We start from the raw sequence: 21,668 nt of genomic DNA, 5'->3' as shown, positions 1-21,668 counted from the left end.
CCTCTTCATTCGCTCGACTTGCATGTATTAGGCACGCCGCCAGCGTTCATCCTGAGCCAGGATCAAACTCTCCATAAAAGTGTTTGACTTGCTCTTGTTTTAAAACTGACGGAATTATTTCTTAATTCCTTACCTTTGCTTTTGTTCAGTTTTCAAAGAACTTGTTTGTTTAAAGCTTGTCGCTCATTTTGGCGACTTTTATAAGATAACACCGTTTAACAGCTGATGTCAACCGCTTTTTTTAGTGAATCTTAATTTGTTTGTAACGCCGCTGTAAAAGCGACAAGAAATAATATACCACCATGTATATGTAATGGTCAACAGTTTTTCAGAAAAAAATTAATTTCTTTGTTTTGGTCTTAAATACCTTCTGCAATCGGCTGGTTTTCCAAACCGGCAGAATAAACTATAAATGATTTGATACCTTTCTTCAAGGACTGATTTTACGATCCCATCAATTTTTTGATCTTCTAGATCATACATCAGTTCTTCCATTTCTTTTTTGAGTACATATTCGAATTCATTAAGTTCCTGATGATTCAACAGCATTCCTATCAAAACAAAACACCCCGCTTAGCATTTTCTTTTATCATTATTGCCACGAAAAAGCTCTGTTATTATTTTTTAGTTTTTCTTAAATATCCGTCATATCTTGTCCAGAGAGTCATAAATATTCTGTAAGGAAGTATGGACAAGGGGGTAAAGTGTAAATGAAATTTTTCTTTGTCATAAACGGTAAGAAAGTAAAACAATACATGGTTGTTGTGTTTGCAGCATTTTTTGCTGCCTCCCTCGCTTTCGTGGGACAGCAGCAGCTATCCGTCTTCTCTTCAAAAGACGGTCCTCGGGCTATATACAAAGGGGAAGATCAGGGTAATAAAGTTTCCTTGACTTTTGATATCAGCTGGGGAGACAAACGAGTTATACCGATCCTGGATATTTTAAAAGAAAAAGGTGTAAAGAATTGTACCTTCTTCTTATCAGCTGCATGGGCTGAAAGACATCCTGATATTGTTGAACGAATCGTGAAAGATGGTCATGAGGTTGCGAGTCTCGGTTATCAATATAAAAGCTATACCGAGTGGGAAGATAAACAGATCAAGAGGGATATTCTTTTAGCTCAAGAAAAGATCAAAAAGGTTTCAGGCAAAATGACTTCTCTTCTTCGTCCGCCGAATGGGAACTTCGATGAGCGTGTTCTTAATATTTCTGAAGACTTGAATCATACCGTTGTTCATTGGAGCATTGATACGAAGGACTGGAAAAACCCAGGTGTAGACAAGATTGTTACTTCAGCAACTGACGGCACGAAAGCAGGAGATATCATTCTGCTTCATGCATCTGATTCAGTTAAGCAAACACATAAGGCACTTCCGCAAATTATTGATAAATTAAAAGGCGACGGATTTAAACTGGTAAGCGTCAGTGAGATGATTGCCAATACAGAAGCAAGCAGCAAAGAAGTTAACTGATAAAAAGCAAAAAGCCCGTGCATTTAAGATGCAATGGGCTTTTTTTGATTGTTCTTCTGCAGCAATCTGTGCAGCATTAAAATTTGATACGTATTACATAGCATTAACGGAACGAAACCCATCCAAAGGGATAGAGAATTGTTTTCTTTAAGCACCGGCACCCATTCCAGAATGGTTACAACCGTAATAAAGAAAAGCGTCGGGATAAATGCTACGTTTGATGTTTGTTTTACTTTTAAGTATGCAATGATCAAACCATATACTAAAATCGCCAGTGGAATAACGATATAGTTCACAATACTTTCGCCTTCTTTATGGAAGGAAGCATATCTTAAATAAAATAAATCGAACAGTACTACAGCGATAAGAACAAGCTGCACACCATTCCAAAGGCGGTGGCTTTTAAAGATACCTAAGCCAAAACGGTGAACAGTCAAATAAGCAAAGAAGCCCATCTGGCTAAAAACACTGAAAAGGGCTCCAAAACCGATCAGTCCAAAAATGTATAATAACAGCTCCAACATGGTGCTGTTCTCAGGAAATTTCAATATGAGTCCTACCGTGATGGCACTCACAATTCCGATTAAAAGTGTGGTTATGAATAAAAAGAGCCAACTTTTGATTTTCACGCTTGTTTTCCCCCTCTAACTTGCTCCGTTACGATTGTACCAATGTCCTTTTTAAATTGCCAGTTTTCCTTTAAATAACCAGTATAAATAAGTCTTAAAAATCAATCCTAATGATATATAGCCCACTTGAAAGGAGGAGGAAACCAGTTGAAAAAAATATACATTTTGTTCTTTTGTATCATTCTGGCCTCTCTTACGGGCTGTGCTCAAAACGAAGCCCAGGGAAGTTCCCAGATGGATTATGAAACGACAAAGAAGATGTTTGTCGACTTATTAAAAACAGATGAAGGAAAAAAAGCAATAAAAGAAGTATTATCCGATAAAGAAATTCAGCAGGAAATCCTGATTGATCAAGAAATCGTAAAACAGACGATTGAACAGCAGCTTCTGTCTGAAAAAGGACAGAAGTTCTGGCAGACACTTTTTAAAGACCCTAAGTTCTCTGTAGCTTTTGCAAAAAGTATGCGAAAAGAACACGAAAAGCTTATGAAGGATCTAATAAAAGATCCGCAGTATCAGGCAGAAGTGATGAAGATCATGCAAAATCCTCAAATGGCACAAAAACTTCTAGGACTTGTAGATACTCAGCCTGTACGAAAAGAAATGAAAAAAGTAATGCTTGAAACATTTGAAAACCCAATTGTTCAGGCTCAAATTCAAGAAATGCTGAAAAAAGTAGCACATGATGAAATCGATCAGTCCATCTCAAAAAAAGAAAAAGAAGCATCTGGCGGCGGTCAGCAAGAGCAGGAACAATCGAACGCACAATAAAAGCCTCTCATTCAGAGAGGCTTTTTTAGGCTGTTTTCGCAAACTTTGTTGCTCTTGAAAGTAGTTGATTTCCGTTCCAAGTTGCTTCGCTTTCCGCGGGGCGTGCGGTGAGCCCCCTCGCCGTTTTGCGCCTTTGAGTGGTCTCACCTGACCGCTCCTCCCGCAGGAGTCTCGCAACTTCCACTCCAATCAACATGTCAGTGAAGGAAATGAACAAAATTACTTAAAAGCAACAATCTTTTATAAAAGAGGCTTTTTTTTTATTTTGTTTTTTCAATGATGGTCTTAGCCATATTGATATAATGCTCACCGATTGGATGAGTCTGCTCATACACACTTGGCGCAAAATCATCTTCTTTAATTTCAGGCTGTCCTAATGGAATCTGCCCAAGCAAAGGAACGTTTAATTCTTCGGCTAATCGCTTTCCTCCATCTTTGCCGAAAACATACTCTTTTTCGCCAGTGGACTCGCTTTGGAAATAAGCCATGTTTTCTACAATCCCAATAACTTCATGGTTTGTCTTAATAGCCATCGTCCCAGCTCTTGCTGCAACAAAGGCTGCGGTCGCATGAGGAGTTGTTACGATTACTTCTTTACATTTTGGAAGCATCTTATGAACGTCTAATGCAACATCCCCTGTTCCAGGAGGAAGGTCGAGAAGAACATAATCGAGGTCTCCCCATTCTACTTCGCTAAAGAAATTCATCAGCATTTTGCCAAGCATCGGTCCGCGCCAGATAACAGGTGCGTTGTCTTCTACAAAGAAAGCCATTGAAATGACTTTTACTCCAAAGCGCTCAACCGGAAAAATACGATCGCCTTTTACTTTAGGACGCTCAGTGATTCCCATCATATCAGGTACACTGAAACCATAAATGTCTGCGTCGATCAATCCAACTTTTTTTCCTAACCTCGCAAGTGCTACTGCTAAGTTGACGGAAACCGTTGATTTACCTACTCCGCCTTTACCACTTGCGATCGCAATAAATTCAGTCTTGCTGTTTTCGGACAGAAGTGTGGGAGCTCCCGTCTGCTGCTGGGGCTGGCTTTCTGTCTGAACATCTTCTCTTTTTTCAAATCGTAAACCTACAGACTCTACACCTGCATTCTTAAGAACTTGTACGATCTGCTGCTGCAGCTGCATTTGTTCTGGTGTTCCTGTATGCGCAAGGCCGATCTTTAAACCAACATAGCCTTCTTTTATTTTAAGCTCACGAATACTACCGGAGTCCACCATGCTTTTATGTAAATAAGGGTCTTGAATAGAACTTAACAGCTCGATTACTTTTTCTTCTGTAAGCACATAGACACATCCTTTACCTCTAAAGTTCCTTTTCAGTATATCACAAACCTTACAGGACTAGCATGAAAGCGGTTTTCTTTACTCTCTTTTACTGTTTTTTTAGGTTGTTTTAAAAATACACCTCGTTGACAAGTTGATTGGAGCGGAAGGTGCGAGACCCCTCGAAAATAAACTTCACATTTTCTTCGTGCGATGTAAAGCTGCCGAAGCCTTCCTTGTCCTGCGGGAGCAAAGTGCCAGGTGAGACCCCGCAGGCGCTTTACGCCGAGGAGGCTCACCACACGCCCCGCGGAAAGCGAGCACCTGGAGCGGAAATCAACCACTTCTCATAGCAACAAATTTTTACAAAAAGAGCTTTAGAAAAAGAAAAAACTCCTTAGTCATAAGGAGTTTTAGGAGGAGTTTCATTTGTATAGTACCTGAGCATTCCTTGATAAATAGAAGCCGCCACTTTTTGCTGGTACGATTTCGTCTTTAGCAATTCGCGTTCTGTTGGATTAGATAAGAATCCTACTTCCACTAATGCGCCTGGAACTTCAGCTGATCGGAGCAGGTATAGCCCTTCAATTGATTTTGCGAACCGGTTCGTATTTTCAAGATTCCTCTTTATCTCATCTTGAATAAATAGCGATACCGCTTCACCCTCTTCTCTTCCAGGATGGTAAAACACTTGAGCGCCTCTCCATCTGGAGGAAGGCAAAGAATTTAAATGAATACTGATAAATAAGTCCGCATGATTTTCGTTAATGATTCTTTTACGTTCTTTTAAATCTTCCCATTTTCGATGCCTGAGCTTTCTTGTTCCTTTTTCAGCCAAGTCTTTGTCCGTCTCACGGGTCATGATGACAAGCGCTCCCGATTCCTGCAAATAATCTCGCAGCATAACTGAGATGTTTAAGGCGATTTCTTTTTCCAGCACTTCACCATCACCAACAGCACCGCCGTCTGCACCGCCATGGCCGGGATCGATAACGATAATTTTCCCGGATAGCGGCAAGTTCCATGCACGCCACGAATCATTATCTAAAATACGATAGGTGAAAATAAAGATAAGGACTGCGGACCCTAATGCAAATGCGGCTCCCTTCACCCACTTCTTCATGTTTTGTCCCCCTATACAAGCCATATATCACTATGTATATGGGACAAGAAAGAATTTATAACTTATTGAAGCTTATTGCAGTTTCATCCTGTAGCGTTTTTCACCGTTTCTGTATCCTTCCATCCACCAAACATGGACAAAGGCTTCACAGCAGAGGTGCAGTGATTCCATCATCATCTCTGTACCCCAGCACCAGAACTGCCAATATTCAAAAAGGCCGTCTGCGATCGCTTTTTGTTTTTCATATGAACGATCTTTAATTTTTTCCAGTGTTTCACCGTGGTATGCGAAACGGCTGTAACCTGCACCTAGCAGATATGCGTCGATAGCCAAATCAATGCATGCGTCCTCAATATCATTTTGATAAAGAAGCGAGTATTGGAAAAATGGCTGGAACAACCGCTGAAATTCCTTTTTTATATTAGCAAGCGATAAATCGCGAAGAACCTTCCGCTCGAAATTTTCTTTTTTATAGCGCTGTTTTTCTCTGAAGTTGTTTAAAACGATAGCCATTCTTTCTCCCCTTCCTGCGTTTTTACTTTACGCATTGTTTTTCCTTACCTTTATTTTTCTCAAAGGAAGGATTATCGACACTGCATAAAAGATGGTAAGGGAAAAGCTGGCATTGCGTTAAAAAAGAATACCGGCTGGAACAAGAAGATTCGTTCATTTCACAGCGTTTAAATCATGGATCCAAAAGTTTTGGCCTTAAATCAGAAGTTCGGCCCTTGAATCCAATAGTTTACAATCCTCGACAAAATGTGCACCTTTACTAAATAAATTCGGAACATAAAGCATAAAAACACAAAAAACCCCGCTCTCCAAAGAGAACAGGGTTTTGATAAACGTATAAAGATTAACGTTTTGAGAACTGAGGTGCACGACGAGCGCCTTTAAGTCCGTACTTCTTACGCTCTTTCATACGAGCGTCACGAGTAAGGAATCCAGCTGCTTTAAGAGAACCGCGGTACTCAGGATCTGCTTCTAGAAGCGCACGAGAGATACCGTGACGGATAGCTCCTGCTTGTCCAGTGTATCCACCGCCATGAACAGTTACTAATACGTCATACTTATCAGTTGTTTCAGTTGTGTTAAGTGGTTGCTTAACGATAAGCTTTAATGTTTCTAATCCGAAAAATTCGTCAATGTCACGTCCGTTGATAACGATACGGCCTTCACCAGGAACTAATCGTACACGCGCTACGGAGTGCTTACGACGTCCAGTGCCATAATATTGTACTTGTGCCACGTAAATACCCTCCTTTTTATCCGCGTAACTCGTAGTTTTCAGGTTTTTGTGCTTGATTATTGTGCTCAGCTCCAGCATATACGTGAAGCTTTTTGAACATTTGGCGACCAAGGCTGTTTTTTGGAAGCATACCTTTGATTGCTAGCTCAAGCATTTGGACCGGACGAGTTGTACGCATTTCTAATGCAGTTCTCGTACGAAGTCCACCTGGGTGACCCGTGTGGCGGTAATAAATTTTGTCTGTCAATTTCTTACCTGTTAATTCAATCTTTTCTGCGTTGATGATGATCACGTGATCACCAGTGTCAACGTGTGGTGTATAAATAGGCTTATGCTTACCGCGAAGGATAGAAGCAACTTCACTGGATAGACGTCCAAGAGTCTTGCCTTCAGCGTCGATCACAAACCATTTACGTTCTACTTCAGAAGCTTTCGCCATGAAAGTCGTACGCATGTGTTTTCCCTCCTGTATCTTCAATCAAATTCAATTATATTCAATGTGAACATTTCCCAAAATATCTCCGGGGCATGTGGACGATATCTTTAGAAATACCAAATAATATCTTATAATATATAAACAACGATGTCAAGCGTATCCTAAATATTATTCATGATTCTCTAGGTAATTCTCTTGGTAATTTACTTGATATAAATAAAGTCCGTGAGCAGGTGCTGTCTTGCCAGCCAATGCACGGTTTTTACCTGCGATGATCGTCATAATCTCATCAGGCTTTCTTTTGCCTTGTCCGACCTCTAAAAGAGTTCCGATGATAATCCTCACCATGTTATACAAAAAGCCGCTGCCTTTGATTTTAAAAGTCAGGGTCTCACCTTCTTCAATCAATTCCAATGCAAAGATCGTTCTTACCTTATCCGCTACTTCTGTACGTGCAGATGAAAAAGAAGTAAAATCATGAGTGCCTAAAAAATAGCTGCACGCTTTTTGGATATCTCTAATGATCAATGGGTACGGATAATGAAACATATGGTTCCTTCTAAAAACATCAGGCTGTTTACTTACGAGCAGTTTGTAATGGTACTCTTTGCTTTTTGCAGAAAACCGGGAATGAAACGCTTCACTTACTTCCACTACATCTTTTATAAAAATGTCATTAGGCAGCATCGCGTTTAAAGCTTTACCCCAGGCATCACTTGTTATGTTCATTTCTGTATCAAAATGAAACACTTGGCCGACCGCATGCACACCGGCATCAGTGCGGCCAGAGGCTGAAATCTGTACATCCTCTCCTTTATGCATCTTTTGAAGAACAGACTGAATCGTGCCTTGAACCGTTCTTCCGCTAGGCTGTATTTGGTATCCGGCAAAATCTATTCCGTCATAAGCTACGGTTACTTTCATACGAGCCATTGTTCCTTCTCCTTTTAACTGCGTAATAGAGCTAGCGATAATGTGAGCAAGATCAGCAGAACTAAAGCAAATGTATCCCGTTTATGCCACACCAGGGCCCTTAATCTTGTTCTACCTTCACCACCGCGGTAGCCTCTTGCTTCCATAGCAAGTGCAAGCTCTTCTGCACGTTTAAACGAAGATACAAACAAAGGAACAAGAAGCGGAACAAAGGCTTTTGCCCGTTCTTTAATCGGACCGCTTGTGAAGTCTGCACCTCGAGCCATTTGTGCTTTCATGATCTTCTCTGTCTCTTGTAAAAGTGTCGGAATAAAACGCAGTGATATCGACATCATCAAAGCAAACTCATGGACAGGCAGCTTCCATTTTTTCAACGGACCAAGCAGATGTTCAAGTCCGTCTGTAATATCAATCGGTGTTGTAGTCAGGGTGAGCAATGAGGTCATTAACACAAGCAATAAAAGTCTCATCGCGATAAAAATACCCTGAATCACTCCGCCTTCATATATTTCAAGCCAGCCTGCTTTATATAGCACGTCTCCTTCTTTTGTTAAAAAGATGTGCAGTAGCATCGTAAATACAACGAGAATAAGGATGGGCTTTAGTCCTTTATATAAAAAGCGCAGCGGAACTTTGGAGGCTGAGATGGTGATAGCCGTAAAAGCAATCAGCAGCCCGTATGTGATCCAGTTGTTAGCTAGAAAGACAATGAACAAATAAAAGAATGCAGCGATCAGCTTTGAGCGTGAATCCATCCTGTGGAGAGGAGACGATGCCGGGTAATACTGACCGATAATTACGTTTTGCAGCATGCTAGCTCCCCCTCTTCTTGAGAGCTTGTCCAAGACTTTTAGCCAGTTCTTCTATCGTAAAATCCGACAGTGACAGATTCTGTCCTGACTTCTCGTTCCATTTCAAAAGAAATTGAACCGTTTCAGGTACATCCAATCCTGCCTCTTGGAGTGCTTTTCTCTCATTAAAAATTTCGCTTGGCTTCCCGTGCAGATAAAGTTCACCCTTATGCATCACAGCAATCTCATCCGCATATTTGGAAGCATCCTCCATGCTGTGAGTTACAAGCACAGTTGTTAACTTGTTTTTTTGATGAAGATCGTAAAATAGATCCATGATTTCTACACGGCCCGATGGATCCAGTCCTGCAGTCGGTTCATCAAGAATAAGGACTTCTGGATTCATAGCAAGCACACCGGCGATTGCTACTCTTCTCATCTGACCGCCGCTTAGGTCGAACGGAGATTTACTTAAAACCGTTTGCGGCAGTCCTACCATTTCGATCACTCTTGATGCTATATTTTTCGCTTCTTCCTCCGGCATCCCAAAGTTGCGGGGACCAAACATGATGTCCTTTTCAACTGTTTCTTCAAACAGCTGATGTTCCGGATATTGAAATACGATTCCTGCCTTCTTGCGAAGCGGCTTTAAATCTTGCTTTTTTCCGCCAGCCTCTAAAAGGATGTCACCCATTTTTATAGAACCAGCCGAAGGTTTCAACAGGCCATTCAAATGCTGAATAAGTGTCGATTTTCCAGACCCCGTATGACCGATGAGAGCGAAGAACGTTTCATCAGAGATGTCCAGATTCACATCATGAAGAGCCCTTCTTTCAAATGGTGTTCCTTGCATATAACGATGTTCGAGTTGCTTTATGCTAATTTCCATAATGCATTCACCAGCTCTTCCTGCGTTAAATAGCCTCTATCAAGCTCGACTCCCTGCCGGCGAAGAGCTTCGCTTAATTTTAGTGAAAACGGTAAATCCAGACCAGCAGATTTCAGTAATTCACGCTGCTGAAAGATAGAATCAGGTTTCCCTTCTGCTGCTTTTTCCCCCATTTTCATGACGACAACTCTGTCTGCACTTAGCGCTTCCTCTAAATCATGAGTGATTGAAATTACAGTGATGCCTTCATTTTGATTGAGTTCACGAACTGTTTCCATCACTTCAATCCTGCCGATTGGATCGAGCATTGAAGTGGCTTCATCTAATACAATGACAGAAGGCTTTTGTGCAAGAATACCTGCAATCGCTACTCTCTGTTTTTGACCGCCAGATAATTGATGCGGTTCTTGATTTAAGAAAGCTTCCATGCCGACCCGCTGAACACTTTCATTGATCCGCTTAATCATCTCTTCACGGGGTACACCGAAGTTTTCAAGACCAAATGCAATATCATCTTGAACGCTTGTCCCTACAAATTGATTATCAGGATTCTGAAAAACCATTCCTACCTGTCTGCGGATTTCCCAAATATCATCCTCACGCGCTGTTACGTACTCAGAAATATTTACAGTACCCTCATTCGGCAGCAGCAGACCATTCAGCAACTTGGCCAAAGTAGACTTCCCAGAGCCGTTATGGCCGACAATGGACAGCCATTCGCCTTTATATACGTCTAAACTGACATTCATTAATGTAGCTGTCTCTTCTCCCGGATAAAAAAAGGTCACATCTTTAACCGAAATGATGTTTTCCATGTGACATCCTCCTCTTAGCTGCTGCTAATCTAAGCTGCACTCTGCTCATAATTTGATAAAAACTCTGTTACTTTGTTACTTTTACCGTTGATTTCTCAAAAAAACGTCTTTTTCAGCGAACGAAAAGCGACCGTTCATCACAATTTTCTCACTTACTGCCTTTTTTAGCAGAATGAGCCCCTTTTCAGCCGTCAATACTGGTCTTATACTGAGTGGGGTATAAATGAAAGTTTTTCGAGAAAAATTTGGAATAATCCTAGAAATTTCTTAGTTAATCCCGCGAGTTTTGGCTATAATTCCGCGAGTTTTGCTCATATATCCGCGAGTCGACATAAATCGACGAATATCAACTAACCTATACCCTCAAACCCAGTGGTTTTTCTAACAAATAAAAAAGGGCAAGATTGTCATCGAAGACTTGATCCCGCCCTTTAAGTAACGTTTATTATACTAATTCAATGATAACCATTGGTGCACCATCACCACGGCGAGGGCCGATTTTTGCGATGCGAGTGTAACCACCGTTACGCTCAGCATAGCGAGGTGCAAGATCACTGAAAAGTTTTTGAAGAGATCTTTGGCCAGACTCACTGTCTGCTACTTCGTTACGAAGGAACGATGCGGCTTGACGGCGAGCATGAAGGTCTCCACGCTTACCAAGCGTAATCATTTTTTCAGCAAATTTACGAACTTCTTTTGCACGTGCTTCTGTAGTTTCAATACGCTCGTTGATGATTAAATCAGTAGCTAAATCACGAAGCATTGCTTTACGAACCGCAGATACACGACCTAACTTTTGGTATCCCATGCTTGTATTCCCTCCTCTGCGCGTTTCTCTCTCGTCTTGAAAAAGCGCGTATTACGAATTAATCGTCAGCGCGTAATGAAAGACCGAGCTCATCAAGCTTCTCTTGAACTTCTTCAAGAGACTTCTTGCCAAGGTTGCGTACTTTCATCATGTCTTCTTCAGACTTATTCGCAAGTTCTTGTACTGTATTAATGCCAGCACGCTTTAGGCAGTTGTAAGAACGAACAGAAAGATCAAGTTCTTCAATAGTCATTTCAAGAACTTTTTCCTTTTGGTCTTCTTCTTTTTCTACCATAATCTCAGCGTTCTGAGCCTGATCTGTTAAGCCAACAAAAATGTTTAAATGTTCGCTAATGATCTTCGCACCAAGAGAAACTGCTTCCTCTGGACGAATGCTCCCATCAGTCCATACATCAAGCGTCAGCTTATCATAGTTTGTTACTTGTCCTACACGAGTGTTTTCCACTTGATAATTCACACGAGAAACAGGTGTGTAAATTGAATCAACAGGAATAACCCCGATCGGCAGGTCCTCGCGTTTATTGCCTTCTGCCTGTACATAACCACGACCACGTCTTGCGTGAAGCTTCATTTGGAAATGAGCTCCCTTTGCAAGTGTTGCGATATGAAGATCCGGATTAAGGATTTCTACATCGCTGTCATGAGTAATGTCACCAGCTGTTACGACGCCTTCACCTTGGATGTCGATTTCAAGTGTCTTTTCTTCATCAGAGTAAATCTTCATTGCAAGCTTCTTTAAGTTCAAGATGATTGTAGTAACATCTTCAACCACACCTTCAACTGTTGAGAACTCATGCAATACGCCATTAATCTGAATAGATGTAACTGCTGCACCAGGTAGTGAGGACAACAATATACGACGCAAGGAGTTGCCTAGTGTAGTCCCGTATCCACGTTCAAGTGGTTCAACAACAAACTTTCCATATGTGGCATCGTCGCTGATTTCAACCGTCTCAATTCTTGGCTTTTCGATTTCGATCATTCAACTGAACCCTCCTTCAAACGTCGAATCTCGGCTGGATTGTTCCAGCCGAAATTCCCCATAGGCATTCCGACTTATCTTTTACCAAAACTTTTACTATAACCATTATAGACAAGTTAAGGAATTATATACCGTGTATATTGTTACACACGACGGCGTTTTGGCGGACGGCAACCGTTGTGAGGTACAGGAGTAACATCACGAATAGCTGTTACTTCTAAGCCTACCGCTTGAAGGGCACGGATTGCTGCTTCACGTCCAGCTCCAGGTCCTTTAACGGATACTTCCAACGTCTTCATACCATGTTCCATTGCAGTTTTACCAGCTGTTTCAGCTGCCATTTGTGCTGCGAACGGAGTAGACTTACGAGAACCTTTAAATCCTAGGTGACCAGCAGTCGCCCAAGAGATAGCGTTCCCGTGCGTGTCAGTAATCGTAATGATCGTGTTGTTAAATGTAGAACGGATATGTGCTACGCCGACTTCAACATTCTTTTTGACACGACGCTTACGTGTATTAGTCTTACGTGCTTTTGCCATTTAGAGTTTACCTCCTTTACTTACTTTTTCTTATTCGCTACAGTACGACGAGGTCCTTTACGAGTACGGGAGTTGTTCTTCGTGTTTTGACCACGTACTGGTAATCCACGACGATGACGAACACCACGATATGCTCCGATCTCGATTAGACGCTTGATGTTTAATGAAACTTCACGGCGAAGGTCACCCTCCACTTTGTGTCCATCGATGACTTCGCGGATTTTATTTAATTCATCTTCAGTAAGATCACGAACTCGTGTATCTTCAGAAACGCCAGCTTGAGCAAGAATTTGCTGTGCTTTTGTTTTACCGATACCGAAGATGTATGTTAATGAGATTACTACTCGCTTATCACGAGGAATATCTACACCTGCAACACGTGCCATAATTTTTGCACCTCCTGTATATTAACCTTGTTTTTGTTTATGTTTCGGATTTTCACAGATCACCATTACAGTGCCTCTGCGGCGAATCACTTTACACTTTTCACATATTGGCTTGACTGATGGTCTTACCTTCATTTTTTATAACCTCCTTATGTCACGGAGTACATTGATTATTTAAAACGATACGTTATACGACCACGTGATAAGTCATACGGAGACAATTCTACGGTTACTTTATCTCCTGGAAGAATTCGAATGTAGTGCATGCGAATCTTTCCAGAAACGTGCGCTAGAACTTTGTGTCCGTTTTCTAGTTCAACACGAAACATGGCGTTCGGCAAAGGTTCAATAACTGTACCTTCTACCTCGATAACATCATCTTTAGCCATCGACTTGATCTCCCTTCTTCAGAGCAATGACTTTCTCGTTGGAAAACTTCGCTACTGCATAACGCAATTTGCCATTGGTTACACGACCTGTTTCAAGAATGCTTTTAACAACTTCCGGAGAAATAAAATCCAGCAGCTCTAAATGGTTCAGGTTTTTTCGTTTGGCGCGATCGAACTTGCGCTTGTCGCCATCGGCTACGAGAACAAAACGTCCATCGAGAATGCCGACTATAACACCCAACCGATCTGCGTCTCTTCCTTTTAGTATCCGAACCAGCTGTCCTAAATTCGGTACCGAATCAGATTCGCTTACCATCTCATCACCTTCACCTAGATCTTTGTTAAGATTTCAAAGCCTTCCTCCGTAATGACAACTGTGTGTTCAAAGTGAGCACACCATTTGCCATCCGTTGTGACAACCGTCCAGTTATCGGATAATGTTCGAACATAGCGAGTTCCCGCATTAATCATCGGTTCAATTGCTAGAACCATGCCCTTTTTCAGTACCGGCCCTTTACCAGGCGGTCCGTAATGAGGAATTTGCGGGTCCTCATGCAAGTCCTGGCCTATCCCGTGTCCGACATATTCGCGGACAACAGAAAAACCTTCTTCCTCAGCATACTTTTGTATCTCATGAGAAATATCAGTTAACCGGGCACCGGCTTTTGCTTTTTCAAGTCCTCTATATAAAGACTCTTCGGTTACATCCAGTAGTTTTTGAGCTTCCTCAGAAATCTCTCCAACTCCATACGTCCAAGCGGAATCACCATGATATCCGTTGTACTTCGCCCCAATATCTATAGAGATAATGTCGCCATGGTTCAGTACGCGTTTACCTGGAATCCCATGTACAAGTTCTTCATTAACAGAAGCACAGATGCTTCCGCTAAAACCATTATAGTTTTTAAATGAAGGAATTGCACCTTGGCTGCGGATAAACTTATCAGCAATTTTGTCCAGTTCCTTAGTAGTTATGCCAGGCTTAATGTGTTTTTTTAACTCTTGATGAGTTAAGGCAACGATGCGACCTGCCTCCCGCATGATTTCAATCTCTCGCGGTGTTTTGCAGATAATCATTTCGCCAATCCCCCAATAAGTTGGTCAATGTCTTGAAAGACTTTGTCGATATCCTGATCACCATTAATGTTTTTCAGGTAACCTTTATCACCATAAAAATCAAGCAGTGGTTTAGCCTGCTTCATGTTTACATCTAAACGGTTTCGAACGGTCTCTTCATTATCATCTTGACGTTGGATAAGCGTACCGCCGTCTTTATCACATACTCCTTCAACCTTTGGCGGGTTGAATATTACATGATACGTGCTACCGCATGTTTGGCAAATCCGACGACCCGTTAATCGCTGCATAAGCTTATCCGAATCAACTGAAATGTTTAGAACATAATCAATCTTTCGGGAAAGCTCTTGTGTGATCTCTTCCAGGGCTTCCGCTTGGGCAACTGTCCGAGGGAATCCATCTAGTAAAAATCCTTTTTCACAGTCCTTTTTAGAAAGTCGGTCACGTACGATGCCGATTGTAACTTCGTCAGGAACGAGGTTACCCGCATCCATGTACGATTTTGCCTCAAGTCCAAGAGGAGTCTCCTCTTTAATTGCTGCTCGGAACATATCTCCAGTAGAGATATGTGGAATTCCGTACTTCTCAACAATTCTTTCTGCTTGAGTACCCTTACCTGCTCCGGGTAATCCCATTAAGACTAGATACATCTAATCCCTCCATAAATCACAATCGTCTTTTTTAAACAGAGCATGCCGGGAAGAATAATCTTCCCACGCCCTTATTTAATGAAGCCTTTGTAGTGCCGCTTGATCAGCTGGCTCTCAATTTGCTTCATGGTGTCTAGTGCCACACCTACAACAATCAGCAAGCTTGTTCCACCAATTTGAATGGCTGGCGGAAGGTTCAAACCTGGAATTGCTGTAAAGACAACTGGCAGGACTGCAATTGCAGCCAGGAATAGAGATCCAACAAACGTTAATCGATACAGAATTCTTGTTATATAAGTTTGAGTGTTAGCCCCTGGACGAATGCCAGGAATGTATCCACCCTGCTTTTTTAAGTTTTCCGCCATTTGCTCCGGATTTACCTGGATGAACGTATAGAAATACGAGAATCCGATAATTAGGAGCGCATATATAATCATTCCGACTGGCTTCGTGTAGTCAAACGTGTTGATAATCCAAGCCGTAACATCATTCTGTCCAAAGAAGCCTGCAACAGTTCTTGGTGTGATAATCAAGGAAATCGCAAAGATAACCGGGATAACACCTGCTGCGTTAACTTTTATCGGAAGATGAGTAGACTGGCCGCCAACTGGCTTTGTTCCAACGACCCGTTTTGCATACTGAATCGGGATTTTCCGAACACCTTGTTGAATAAAGATAACACCCATAATGATGAGTACAATCGCAAGTGCAAGGAGTACGACCGTAACGATGTGCATAAACATCTGATCGTTGCCGCCTTCGAATTGAGTTGTGAAAAGCTGATTAACTGCTGTAGGAATAGCTGCGGCAATCCCCGCAAAAATTAGAACTGAAATTCCGTTTCCAATCCCCTTAAGGGTAATCTGCTCACCTAACCACATTAAGAATGCAGTACCTGCAGTTAAAACTAACGCGATAAATAGATACGTAGTCGGGCTAGGGTTTTGAATAAGTCCTGGAAAAAGATTGTTAAAACCGATAGACATACCGATTGCCTGGATAAAACCAAGAACGATCGTTCCATAGCGTGTGAACTGAGCTAATTTCTTTCGCCCGACTTCACCTTGCTTACTCCATTCCGTAAACTTAGGCACAACGTCCATCTGCAGAAGCTGCACAATGATCGATGCTGTAATGTACGGCATGATACCCATAGCGAAAATGGAGAAGTTTTGTAACGCTCCACCGCCAAACGTATTTAAAAAACCAAAAATGTTAGCACTGTCGCCTGTACTGAATTTCAGTACATCGCGATTTACACCAGGTACTGGAATGAATGTCCCTAAGCGGAACACTACGAGCATTGCTAGTGTAAACAATATTTTGTTTCTCAGATCACCCACACGCATAATGTTGGAGATTGTCTGGAACATTAGATCACCTCAGTAGTTCCGCCCGCTGCTTCAATTGCTTCTTTAGCAGAAACAGAGAATTTGTGCGCCTTAACTGTAAGCTTAACTTCCAACTTGCCATTACCTAATACTTTAATACCGTTTTTAAGATTGCTTACTACTCCTGTTTCAAGAAGAAGTTCAGGAGTTACCTCTGTGCCCTCTTCAAAACGTACAAGCTTCTCAAGATTTACAACTGCATACTCTTTACGAGTAGGGTTTGTGAATCCGCGCTTCGGTAAACGACGTGCCAGTGGATTTTGTCCACCTTCGAATCCTGGTCTTACTCCACCGCCTGAACGTGAGTTTTGACCTTTATGTCCTCGACCACTTGTTTTACCATTTCCTGATCCGATACCGCGACCAACACGGTTGCGAACTTTACGGGATCCTTCTGATGGCTTCAACTCATGAAGTTTCATCTGAGCACCTCCTCATGATTTATTTATCTTATTAAGCTTCTAATTCTTTCACTGTTAAAAGGTGAGATACCTTGTTAACCATACCGCGGATAGCCGCGTTATCTTCGTGCACAACTGTCTGGTGCATTTTGCGCAAACCTAGTGTCTTAACAACAACACGCTGGTTTTCCGGACGGCCGATAACACTGCGAGTGAGGGTGATTTCTAATTTCTTAGCCATCTAAAGTTCCCTCCTTAACCTAAAAGCTCTTGTACTGATTTGCCACGAAGCTTCGCAACGTCTTCAGCACGCTTTAAATTTTTCAATCCTTCAATTGTTGCACGAACCATGTTGATTGGGTTGTTAGATCCAAGTGACTTAGAAAGGATATCACCTACACCAGCAAGCTCCAATACCGCACGTACAGGTCCACCAGCAATTACCCCAGTACCTTCAGATGCAGGTTTTAAGAATACGTTACCTGCTCCAAAACGTCCAACTACTTGGTGAGGAATTGTTGTTTTTACAATCGGTACAGTTACTAAGTTTTTCTTAGCATCTTCAATCGCCTTACGGATCGCTTCTGGTACCTCTTGGGCTTTACCAGTACCGAATCCAACGTGACCATTTTTGTCACCTACGACAACCACTGCAGCAAAGCGGAAACGACGTCCACCTTTTACTACCTTAGCTACACGGTTAACCGTAACGACGCGTTCTTCAAGTTCAAGTTTGTTAGGGTCGATACGCATCAGGTTCCCTCCTTCGATTAAAATTCTAACCCAGCTTCACGAGCTGCGTCTGCTAATGCTTTAATACGTCCGTGATATAAATATCCGCCTCGGTCAAATACAACCGATTTGATTCCTTTTTCGACTGCGCGCTTTGCGATTTCTTCACCAATCGCCTTAGCAGCATCTACGTTTCCACCGTTTTCTACACTTACACCTTTATCAAGGGAAGATGCAGATACAATTGTTACACCTGCTTGATCATCGATCAATTGAGCATAGATGTGCTTTGTAGAACGGAATACGTTCAAACGAGGACGTTGTGCTGTTCCGCTTACAACGCGGCGAACACGAGCATGTCTTTTCTTACGAGCGACATTCTTATCTGCTTTCGTGATCATCCTTTGCACTCCTTTCCGCTACCTAACGGCTTTATTTACCTGTTTTACCTTCTTTACGGCGTACGAATTCACCTTCGTAACGAATACCTTTACCTTTGTAAGGCTCAGGTGAACGAACTGAACGGATGTTTGCAGCAACTTCACCAACACGTTGCTTGTCAATACCCTTAACGATTACCTTTGTGTTTGAAGGTACTTCGATGTCGATTCCTTGTTCAGGTACGATTTCAACTGGGTGAGAGTAACCAACGTTAAGTACAAGCTTGTTACCAGCTTTGGAAGCACGATATCCAACCCCGATAATTTCAAGAGCTCTTTCATAGCCGTTTGTTACGCCGATTACCATGTTGTTCAATACGCTGCGAGTAGTACCATGCAATGCACGGTGCTCTTTGTGGTCGCTCGGGCGTTCCACTGTAATTAAGTTATCTTGTTGATTAATTTTAATGTCAGCATTAAATTTGCGAGAAAGTTCACCTTTAGGGCCTTTTACAGATACAGTGTTGTCAGATGCAACAGTGATCGTAACGCCGCCTGGAACTTCTATCGGTTTGTTACCTACGCGAGACATGATGACACCTCCATTCGCTTTTTATTACCAAACGTACGCTAGTACTTCGCCGCCCATTTGTGATTGGCGAGCTTCTTTATCAGTCATAATGCCTTTTGAAGTAGATACGATCGCAATTCCAAGTCCTCCAAGAACACGTGGAAGTTCACTTGATTTTGCATAAACACGTAAACCAGGCTTTGAGATACGCTTAAGACCTGAGATTACACGCTCATTGTTAGAACCGTACTTAAGGAAGATGCGAATCATTCCTTGTTTGCTGTCCTCTACATATTCCACATCGCGTACAAAACCTTCACGCTTAAGGATTTCAGCTATTTCTTTTTTCATATTAGAAGCAGGAAGCTCCAACTTATCGTGACGAACAGTGTTTGCGTTGCGGATACGAGTAAGCATATCTGCAATTGGATCTGTCATAACCATTACTAGTTACCTCCTTCCCTTTTTTCAGGGTATTACCAGCTGGCTTTTCTAACGCCAGGAATTTGACCTTTGTGAGCAAGTTCTCTGAAACAAATACGACATAATTTGAACTTGCGGATTACTGAATGAGGACGCCCGCAACGTTCACAGCGCGTGTACTCTTGCACTTGGAACTTTTGCTTGCGTTGTTGCTTAGCAATCATTGACTTCTTTGCCACGGGTAAACCTCCTTTGGCTAAAGGTTATTTTTGGAATGGCATTCCGACTTGTGTTAGAAGCTCACGAGCTTCTTCGTCAGTGTTCGCAGTCGTTACAATAACGATGTCCATTCCGCGAACTTTGTTTACTTTATCATAATCGATCTCAGGGAAAATCAATTGTTCTTTAACACCTAGCGTGTAGTTACCGCGACCGTCGAAAGATTTCTTAGAAACCCCGCGGAAGTCACGAACACGTGGAAGTGAAACGCTGATCAGCTTATCAAGGAAGTCATACATGCGCTCTCCGCGAAGTGTAACTTTTGATCCGATCGGCATACCTTCACGAAGCTTAAATCCAGCGATGGACTTTTTAGCACGAGTAATCACAGGCTTTTGACCAGCGATTGCTGTAAGTTCCTCTACTGCTGTATCTAACACTTTAGAGTTGGTAACTGCTTCACCAACACCCATGTTGATAACGATTTTTTCAATCTTTGGCGCTTGCATTACTGAAGTGTAATTAAACTTTTCCATAAGAGATGGTAAGATCTCTGATTTATATCGCTCTTGTAGACGGTTCATTATGTGTCCTCCTTTCACTCTGAGACTTATTTATCTAGGGTTTCACCAGATTTTTTGGCCACACGAACTTTTTTCCCATCAACTACATTGTAGCCTACACGAGTAGGAGCACCAGTTTTAGGGTCAAGAGGCATTACGTTAGAAGCATGAATTGGTGCTTCTTGGCTAAGAATTCCGCCTTGCGGATTAGCCTGAGAAGGTTTTGCGTGTTTTTTAACAACGTTTACGCCTTCAACAAGCACTCTATTAAGCTTCGGATAAGCTTCAAGGATCACACCTTGTTTGCCTTTATCCTTGCCTGAAATTACTTGAACTTTATCGCCTTTTTTCACATGCAATGGCATTGTGAGCTGCACCTCCTTACAAGACAATAAGAGCCTTGCTAGTAAATATATTAAAGAACTTCTGGAGCAAGAGATACGATTTTCATAAATTGCTTGTCACGAAGTTCACGTGCTACAGGTCCGAAGATACGAGTTCCTCGAGGACCTTTGTCATCCTTTACGATTACAGCCGCGTTTTCATCAAAGCGGATGTAAGATCCGTCGTTACGGCGCATACCACGCTTAGAACGTACCACTACCGCTTTAACAACGTCACCTTTCTTAACAACGCCACCTGGTGTTGCGGACTTAACCGAACAAACGATAATATCACCAATGTTAGCGTACTTACGACCAGAACCACCAAGAACTTTAATGCAAAGTAGCTCTTTCGCACCAGAGTTATCAGCTACTCTTAAACGGGATTCTTGTTGAATCATGCGAATGGACCTCCTTTCGGATATGAGTATAATCCGAACAATTTATTAAATAATTACTGCTTCTTGAACAACTTCTACCAAACGGAATCGCTTGTCTTTGGAAAGCGGACGCGTTTCCATAACCTTAACGATATCACCGATCTTAGCAGTGTTGTTTTCATCATGCGCTTTTAACTTTTTAGAGTATTTAACGCGCTTGTTATATAAAGAGTGTGTCTTGTATGTTTCAACAAGTACTGTAATCGTTTTGTCCATCTTGTCAGAAACAACACGACCAGTGTACACCTTGCGCTGGTTACGTTCACTCATTGTGCGAACCTCCTCTCAAGAATTAACCGTTAGTAATCCCAAGCTCTCTTTCACGTAAAACCGTTTTTGCACGGGCAATTGCTTTACGAACTTCACGAATGCGGGCCGGGTTTTCTAATTGACCTGTCGCTAGTTGGAAACGAAGGTTAAAAAGCTCTTCTTTAAGTGCTTTTGCTTTTTGTTCAACTTCTGCAGTGGTCAGGTTACGAATATCATTAGCCTTCATTTGTGTCACCACCCACTTCTTCGCGTTTAACAAACTTACATTTTACAGGAAGTTTGTGTGCTGCAAGACGCAACGCTTCGCGTGCCACTTCTTCAGAGACACCAGCGATTTCAAACATAACTTTTCCTGGCTTAACAACTGCCACCCATCCTTCAGGAGCACCTTTACCGGAACCCATTCGGACTTCTAGAGGCTTTGCAGTGTAAGGCTTAGAAGGGAAAATTTTGATCCATACTTTACCGCCACGCTTCATATAACGAGTCATCGCAATACGAGCAGCTTCGATCTGACGGTTAGTAATCCAGCTAGCTTCTAGAGCTTGCAAACCGAATTCTCCGAAATGAACTTCTGTACCGCCTTTAGCGTTCCCACGCATTTTACCGCGGTGTTCACGACGATATTTAACACGTTTTGGCAATAACATAA

The 21,668-nt window shown here is 42.0% G+C and carries 36 protein-coding genes and 1 rRNA gene; 2 read left to right on the top strand and 35 right to left on the bottom strand.

What is annotated here, in order from left to right; genetic code table 11:
• Together ACFW35_RS19380 and ACFW35_RS19375 are read right to left on the bottom strand one after the other, a co-directional pair.
• Window positions 1-78: ribosomal RNA gene (locus ACFW35_RS19380) — 16S ribosomal RNA — on the bottom strand; the annotation flags it as partial.
• 261 nt (window positions 79-339) lie between these two features.
• A complete protein-coding gene (locus tag ACFW35_RS19375) occupies window positions 340-549 on the bottom strand; it encodes a hypothetical protein (RefSeq protein ID WP_379848213.1) in 210 nt (69 codons plus the stop codon).
• Between the two features lie 161 nt (window positions 550-710).
• On the opposite strand from ACFW35_RS19375, the gene pdaB reads away from it, so the two are divergent.
• Complete coding sequence (gene pdaB, locus ACFW35_RS19370; RefSeq protein ID WP_379848211.1) at window positions 711-1,472, top strand: polysaccharide deacetylase family sporulation protein PdaB; 762 nt, start codon at window positions 711-713, stop codon at window positions 1,470-1,472.
• Between the two features lie 23 nt (window positions 1,473-1,495).
• Here the strand turns inward: pdaB and ACFW35_RS19365 are convergent, their stop codons facing one another.
• Entirely contained in the window at window positions 1,496-2,101 is a 606-nt protein-coding gene (locus tag ACFW35_RS19365) for a KinB-signaling pathway activation protein (RefSeq protein ID WP_379848209.1), read from the bottom strand.
• A gap of 147 nt (window positions 2,102-2,248) precedes the next feature.
• On the opposite strand from ACFW35_RS19365, the gene gerD reads away from it, so the two are divergent.
• Window positions 2,249-2,872: a spore germination lipoprotein GerD gene (gene gerD, locus ACFW35_RS19360; RefSeq protein WP_379848207.1), complete on the top strand. Its 624-nt coding sequence runs from the start codon at window positions 2,249-2,251 to the stop codon at window positions 2,870-2,872.
• A gap of 260 nt (window positions 2,873-3,132) precedes the next feature.
• Here gerD and ACFW35_RS19355 read toward each other — a convergent pair whose 3' ends face one another.
• The 32 genes from ACFW35_RS19355 to rplP form a co-directional block, all read right to left on the bottom strand.
• Window positions 3,133-4,176 carry a P-loop NTPase gene (locus ACFW35_RS19355; protein WP_379848205.1) on the bottom strand — a complete coding sequence of 348 codons (1,044 nt, stop codon included), beginning with the start codon at window positions 4,174-4,176 and terminating at the stop codon, window positions 3,133-3,135.
• Between the two features lie 376 nt (window positions 4,177-4,552).
• Window positions 4,553-5,278: an N-acetylmuramoyl-L-alanine amidase CwlD gene (gene cwlD, locus ACFW35_RS19350; protein ID WP_379848203.1), complete on the bottom strand. Its 726-nt coding sequence runs from the start codon at window positions 5,276-5,278 to the stop codon at window positions 4,553-4,555.
• 72 nt (window positions 5,279-5,350) lie between these two features.
• Entirely contained in the window at window positions 5,351-5,791 is a 441-nt protein-coding gene (locus ACFW35_RS19345) for a DUF2521 family protein (RefSeq protein WP_379848201.1), read from the bottom strand.
• Window positions 5,792-6,134: 343 nt separating this feature from the next.
• Window positions 6,135-6,527, bottom strand: a complete 393-nt coding sequence (rpsI, locus tag ACFW35_RS19340) for a 30S ribosomal protein S9 (protein WP_066237857.1) — start codon at window positions 6,525-6,527, stop codon at window positions 6,135-6,137.
• Window positions 6,528-6,543: 16 nt separating this feature from the next.
• The gene (rplM, locus tag ACFW35_RS19335; RefSeq protein ID WP_066237860.1) at window positions 6,544-6,981 is read right to left on the bottom strand and encodes a 50S ribosomal protein L13; all 438 of its coding nucleotides are present in this window, start codon (window positions 6,979-6,981) and stop codon (window positions 6,544-6,546) included.
• Window positions 6,982-7,131: 150 nt separating this feature from the next.
• Window positions 7,132-7,896 carry a tRNA pseudouridine(38-40) synthase TruA gene (gene truA / locus ACFW35_RS19330; RefSeq protein WP_379848199.1) on the bottom strand — a complete coding sequence of 255 codons (765 nt, stop codon included), beginning with the start codon at window positions 7,894-7,896 and terminating at the stop codon, window positions 7,132-7,134.
• 14 nt (window positions 7,897-7,910) lie between these two features.
• Entirely contained in the window at window positions 7,911-8,708 is a 798-nt protein-coding gene (locus ACFW35_RS19325) for an energy-coupling factor transporter transmembrane component T family protein (protein WP_379848197.1), read from the bottom strand.
• A 1-nt stretch (window position 8,709) separates the two neighbouring features.
• Window positions 8,710-9,576, bottom strand: coding sequence for an energy-coupling factor ABC transporter ATP-binding protein (locus ACFW35_RS19320; RefSeq protein ID WP_379848195.1), 867 nt, complete (start codon window positions 9,574-9,576; stop codon window positions 8,710-8,712).
• Complete coding sequence (locus ACFW35_RS19315) at window positions 9,561-10,391, bottom strand: energy-coupling factor ABC transporter ATP-binding protein (RefSeq protein ID WP_379848193.1); 831 nt, start codon at window positions 10,389-10,391, stop codon at window positions 9,561-9,563. The genes ACFW35_RS19320 and ACFW35_RS19315 overlap by 16 nt, the downstream gene beginning before the upstream one ends.
• Window positions 10,392-10,836: 445 nt before the next feature.
• Window positions 10,837-11,199 carry a 50S ribosomal protein L17 gene (rplQ, locus tag ACFW35_RS19310; RefSeq protein WP_066285577.1) on the bottom strand — a complete coding sequence of 121 codons (363 nt, stop codon included), beginning with the start codon at window positions 11,197-11,199 and terminating at the stop codon, window positions 10,837-10,839.
• A 58-nt stretch (window positions 11,200-11,257) separates the two neighbouring features.
• Window positions 11,258-12,202 carry a DNA-directed RNA polymerase subunit alpha gene (locus ACFW35_RS19305; RefSeq protein WP_379837243.1) on the bottom strand — a complete coding sequence of 315 codons (945 nt, stop codon included), beginning with the start codon at window positions 12,200-12,202 and terminating at the stop codon, window positions 11,258-11,260.
• Window positions 12,203-12,345: 143 nt separating this feature from the next.
• Window positions 12,346-12,741, bottom strand: coding sequence for a 30S ribosomal protein S11 (gene rpsK, locus ACFW35_RS19300; RefSeq protein WP_066237883.1), 396 nt, complete (start codon window positions 12,739-12,741; stop codon window positions 12,346-12,348).
• 20 nt (window positions 12,742-12,761) lie between these two features.
• On the bottom strand, window positions 12,762-13,127 hold the full coding sequence (gene rpsM, locus ACFW35_RS19295; protein ID WP_066285569.1) for a 30S ribosomal protein S13: 366 nt from the start codon (window positions 13,125-13,127) through the stop codon (window positions 12,762-12,764).
• A gap of 21 nt (window positions 13,128-13,148) precedes the next feature.
• On the bottom strand, window positions 13,149-13,262 hold the full coding sequence (gene rpmJ / locus ACFW35_RS19290; RefSeq protein WP_007203526.1) for a 50S ribosomal protein L36: 114 nt from the start codon (window positions 13,260-13,262) through the stop codon (window positions 13,149-13,151).
• Window positions 13,263-13,297: 35 nt separating this feature from the next.
• Window positions 13,298-13,516 carry a translation initiation factor IF-1 gene (gene infA / locus ACFW35_RS19285; protein WP_066237890.1) on the bottom strand — a complete coding sequence of 73 codons (219 nt, stop codon included), beginning with the start codon at window positions 13,514-13,516 and terminating at the stop codon, window positions 13,298-13,300.
• Window positions 13,509-13,832, bottom strand: a complete 324-nt coding sequence (locus ACFW35_RS19280) for a KOW motif-containing protein (RefSeq protein ID WP_379848191.1) — start codon at window positions 13,830-13,832, stop codon at window positions 13,509-13,511. Before ACFW35_RS19280 ends, infA begins: the two co-directional genes overlap by 8 nt.
• Before the next feature lie 14 nt (window positions 13,833-13,846).
• Entirely contained in the window at window positions 13,847-14,593 is a 747-nt protein-coding gene (gene map / locus ACFW35_RS19275; RefSeq protein ID WP_066285564.1) for a type I methionyl aminopeptidase, read from the bottom strand.
• Window positions 14,590-15,243 (bottom strand): adenylate kinase, encoded by a 654-nt coding sequence (locus tag ACFW35_RS19270; protein ID WP_066285562.1) that lies wholly within the window; start codon window positions 15,241-15,243, stop codon window positions 14,590-14,592. Before ACFW35_RS19270 ends, map begins: the two co-directional genes overlap by 4 nt.
• Window positions 15,244-15,314: 71 nt before the next feature.
• Window positions 15,315-16,616 carry a preprotein translocase subunit SecY gene (gene secY, locus ACFW35_RS19265; protein ID WP_379848190.1) on the bottom strand — a complete coding sequence of 434 codons (1,302 nt, stop codon included), beginning with the start codon at window positions 16,614-16,616 and terminating at the stop codon, window positions 15,315-15,317.
• Window positions 16,616-17,056, bottom strand: coding sequence for a 50S ribosomal protein L15 (gene rplO / locus ACFW35_RS19260; RefSeq protein WP_379837248.1), 441 nt, complete (start codon window positions 17,054-17,056; stop codon window positions 16,616-16,618). Before rplO ends, secY begins: the two co-directional genes overlap by 1 nt.
• Before the next feature lie 31 nt (window positions 17,057-17,087).
• On the bottom strand, window positions 17,088-17,276 hold the full coding sequence (gene rpmD / locus ACFW35_RS19255; RefSeq protein WP_066285557.1) for a 50S ribosomal protein L30: 189 nt from the start codon (window positions 17,274-17,276) through the stop codon (window positions 17,088-17,090).
• Between the two features lie 14 nt (window positions 17,277-17,290).
• Window positions 17,291-17,791, bottom strand: coding sequence for a 30S ribosomal protein S5 (rpsE, locus tag ACFW35_RS19250; RefSeq protein WP_066285555.1), 501 nt, complete (start codon window positions 17,789-17,791; stop codon window positions 17,291-17,293).
• Between the two features lie 14 nt (window positions 17,792-17,805).
• The gene (gene rplR, locus ACFW35_RS19245) at window positions 17,806-18,168 is read right to left on the bottom strand and encodes a 50S ribosomal protein L18 (RefSeq protein ID WP_066285554.1); all 363 of its coding nucleotides are present in this window, start codon (window positions 18,166-18,168) and stop codon (window positions 17,806-17,808) included.
• 31 nt (window positions 18,169-18,199) lie between these two features.
• Window positions 18,200-18,739, bottom strand: coding sequence for a 50S ribosomal protein L6 (gene rplF / locus ACFW35_RS19240; RefSeq protein ID WP_066285552.1), 540 nt, complete (start codon window positions 18,737-18,739; stop codon window positions 18,200-18,202).
• Window positions 18,740-18,763: 24 nt separating this feature from the next.
• Window positions 18,764-19,162 carry a 30S ribosomal protein S8 gene (rpsH, locus tag ACFW35_RS19235; protein WP_066285549.1) on the bottom strand — a complete coding sequence of 133 codons (399 nt, stop codon included), beginning with the start codon at window positions 19,160-19,162 and terminating at the stop codon, window positions 18,764-18,766.
• 32 nt (window positions 19,163-19,194) lie between these two features.
• Window positions 19,195-19,380 (bottom strand): type Z 30S ribosomal protein S14, encoded by a 186-nt coding sequence (locus ACFW35_RS19230; protein WP_066285547.1) that lies wholly within the window; start codon window positions 19,378-19,380, stop codon window positions 19,195-19,197.
• A gap of 24 nt (window positions 19,381-19,404) precedes the next feature.
• Complete coding sequence (gene rplE, locus ACFW35_RS19225) at window positions 19,405-19,944, bottom strand: 50S ribosomal protein L5 (RefSeq protein ID WP_066285545.1); 540 nt, start codon at window positions 19,942-19,944, stop codon at window positions 19,405-19,407.
• 26 nt (window positions 19,945-19,970) lie between these two features.
• Entirely contained in the window at window positions 19,971-20,282 is a 312-nt protein-coding gene (gene rplX / locus ACFW35_RS19220) for a 50S ribosomal protein L24 (RefSeq protein ID WP_066294477.1), read from the bottom strand.
• Between the two features lie 56 nt (window positions 20,283-20,338).
• Complete coding sequence (rplN, locus tag ACFW35_RS19215) at window positions 20,339-20,707, bottom strand: 50S ribosomal protein L14 (RefSeq protein WP_066285543.1); 369 nt, start codon at window positions 20,705-20,707, stop codon at window positions 20,339-20,341.
• Between the two features lie 45 nt (window positions 20,708-20,752).
• Window positions 20,753-21,016 carry a 30S ribosomal protein S17 gene (rpsQ, locus tag ACFW35_RS19210; protein ID WP_077365520.1) on the bottom strand — a complete coding sequence of 88 codons (264 nt, stop codon included), beginning with the start codon at window positions 21,014-21,016 and terminating at the stop codon, window positions 20,753-20,755.
• Window positions 21,017-21,038: 22 nt separating this feature from the next.
• On the bottom strand, window positions 21,039-21,242 hold the full coding sequence (rpmC, locus tag ACFW35_RS19205; protein WP_066237940.1) for a 50S ribosomal protein L29: 204 nt from the start codon (window positions 21,240-21,242) through the stop codon (window positions 21,039-21,041).
• Window positions 21,232-21,666 carry a 50S ribosomal protein L16 gene (rplP, locus tag ACFW35_RS19200; RefSeq protein ID WP_066237943.1) on the bottom strand — a complete coding sequence of 145 codons (435 nt, stop codon included), beginning with the start codon at window positions 21,664-21,666 and terminating at the stop codon, window positions 21,232-21,234. Before rplP ends, rpmC begins: the two co-directional genes overlap by 11 nt.
• Window positions 21,667-21,668: the final 2 nt, after the last annotated feature.

It is taken from the genome of Fictibacillus sp. NPDC058756 (assembly GCF_042746035.1).
GTDB lineage: Bacteria > Bacillota > Bacilli > Bacillales > Fictibacillaceae > Fictibacillus.
This window is presented reverse-complemented; position numbering and strand designations above follow the sequence as displayed.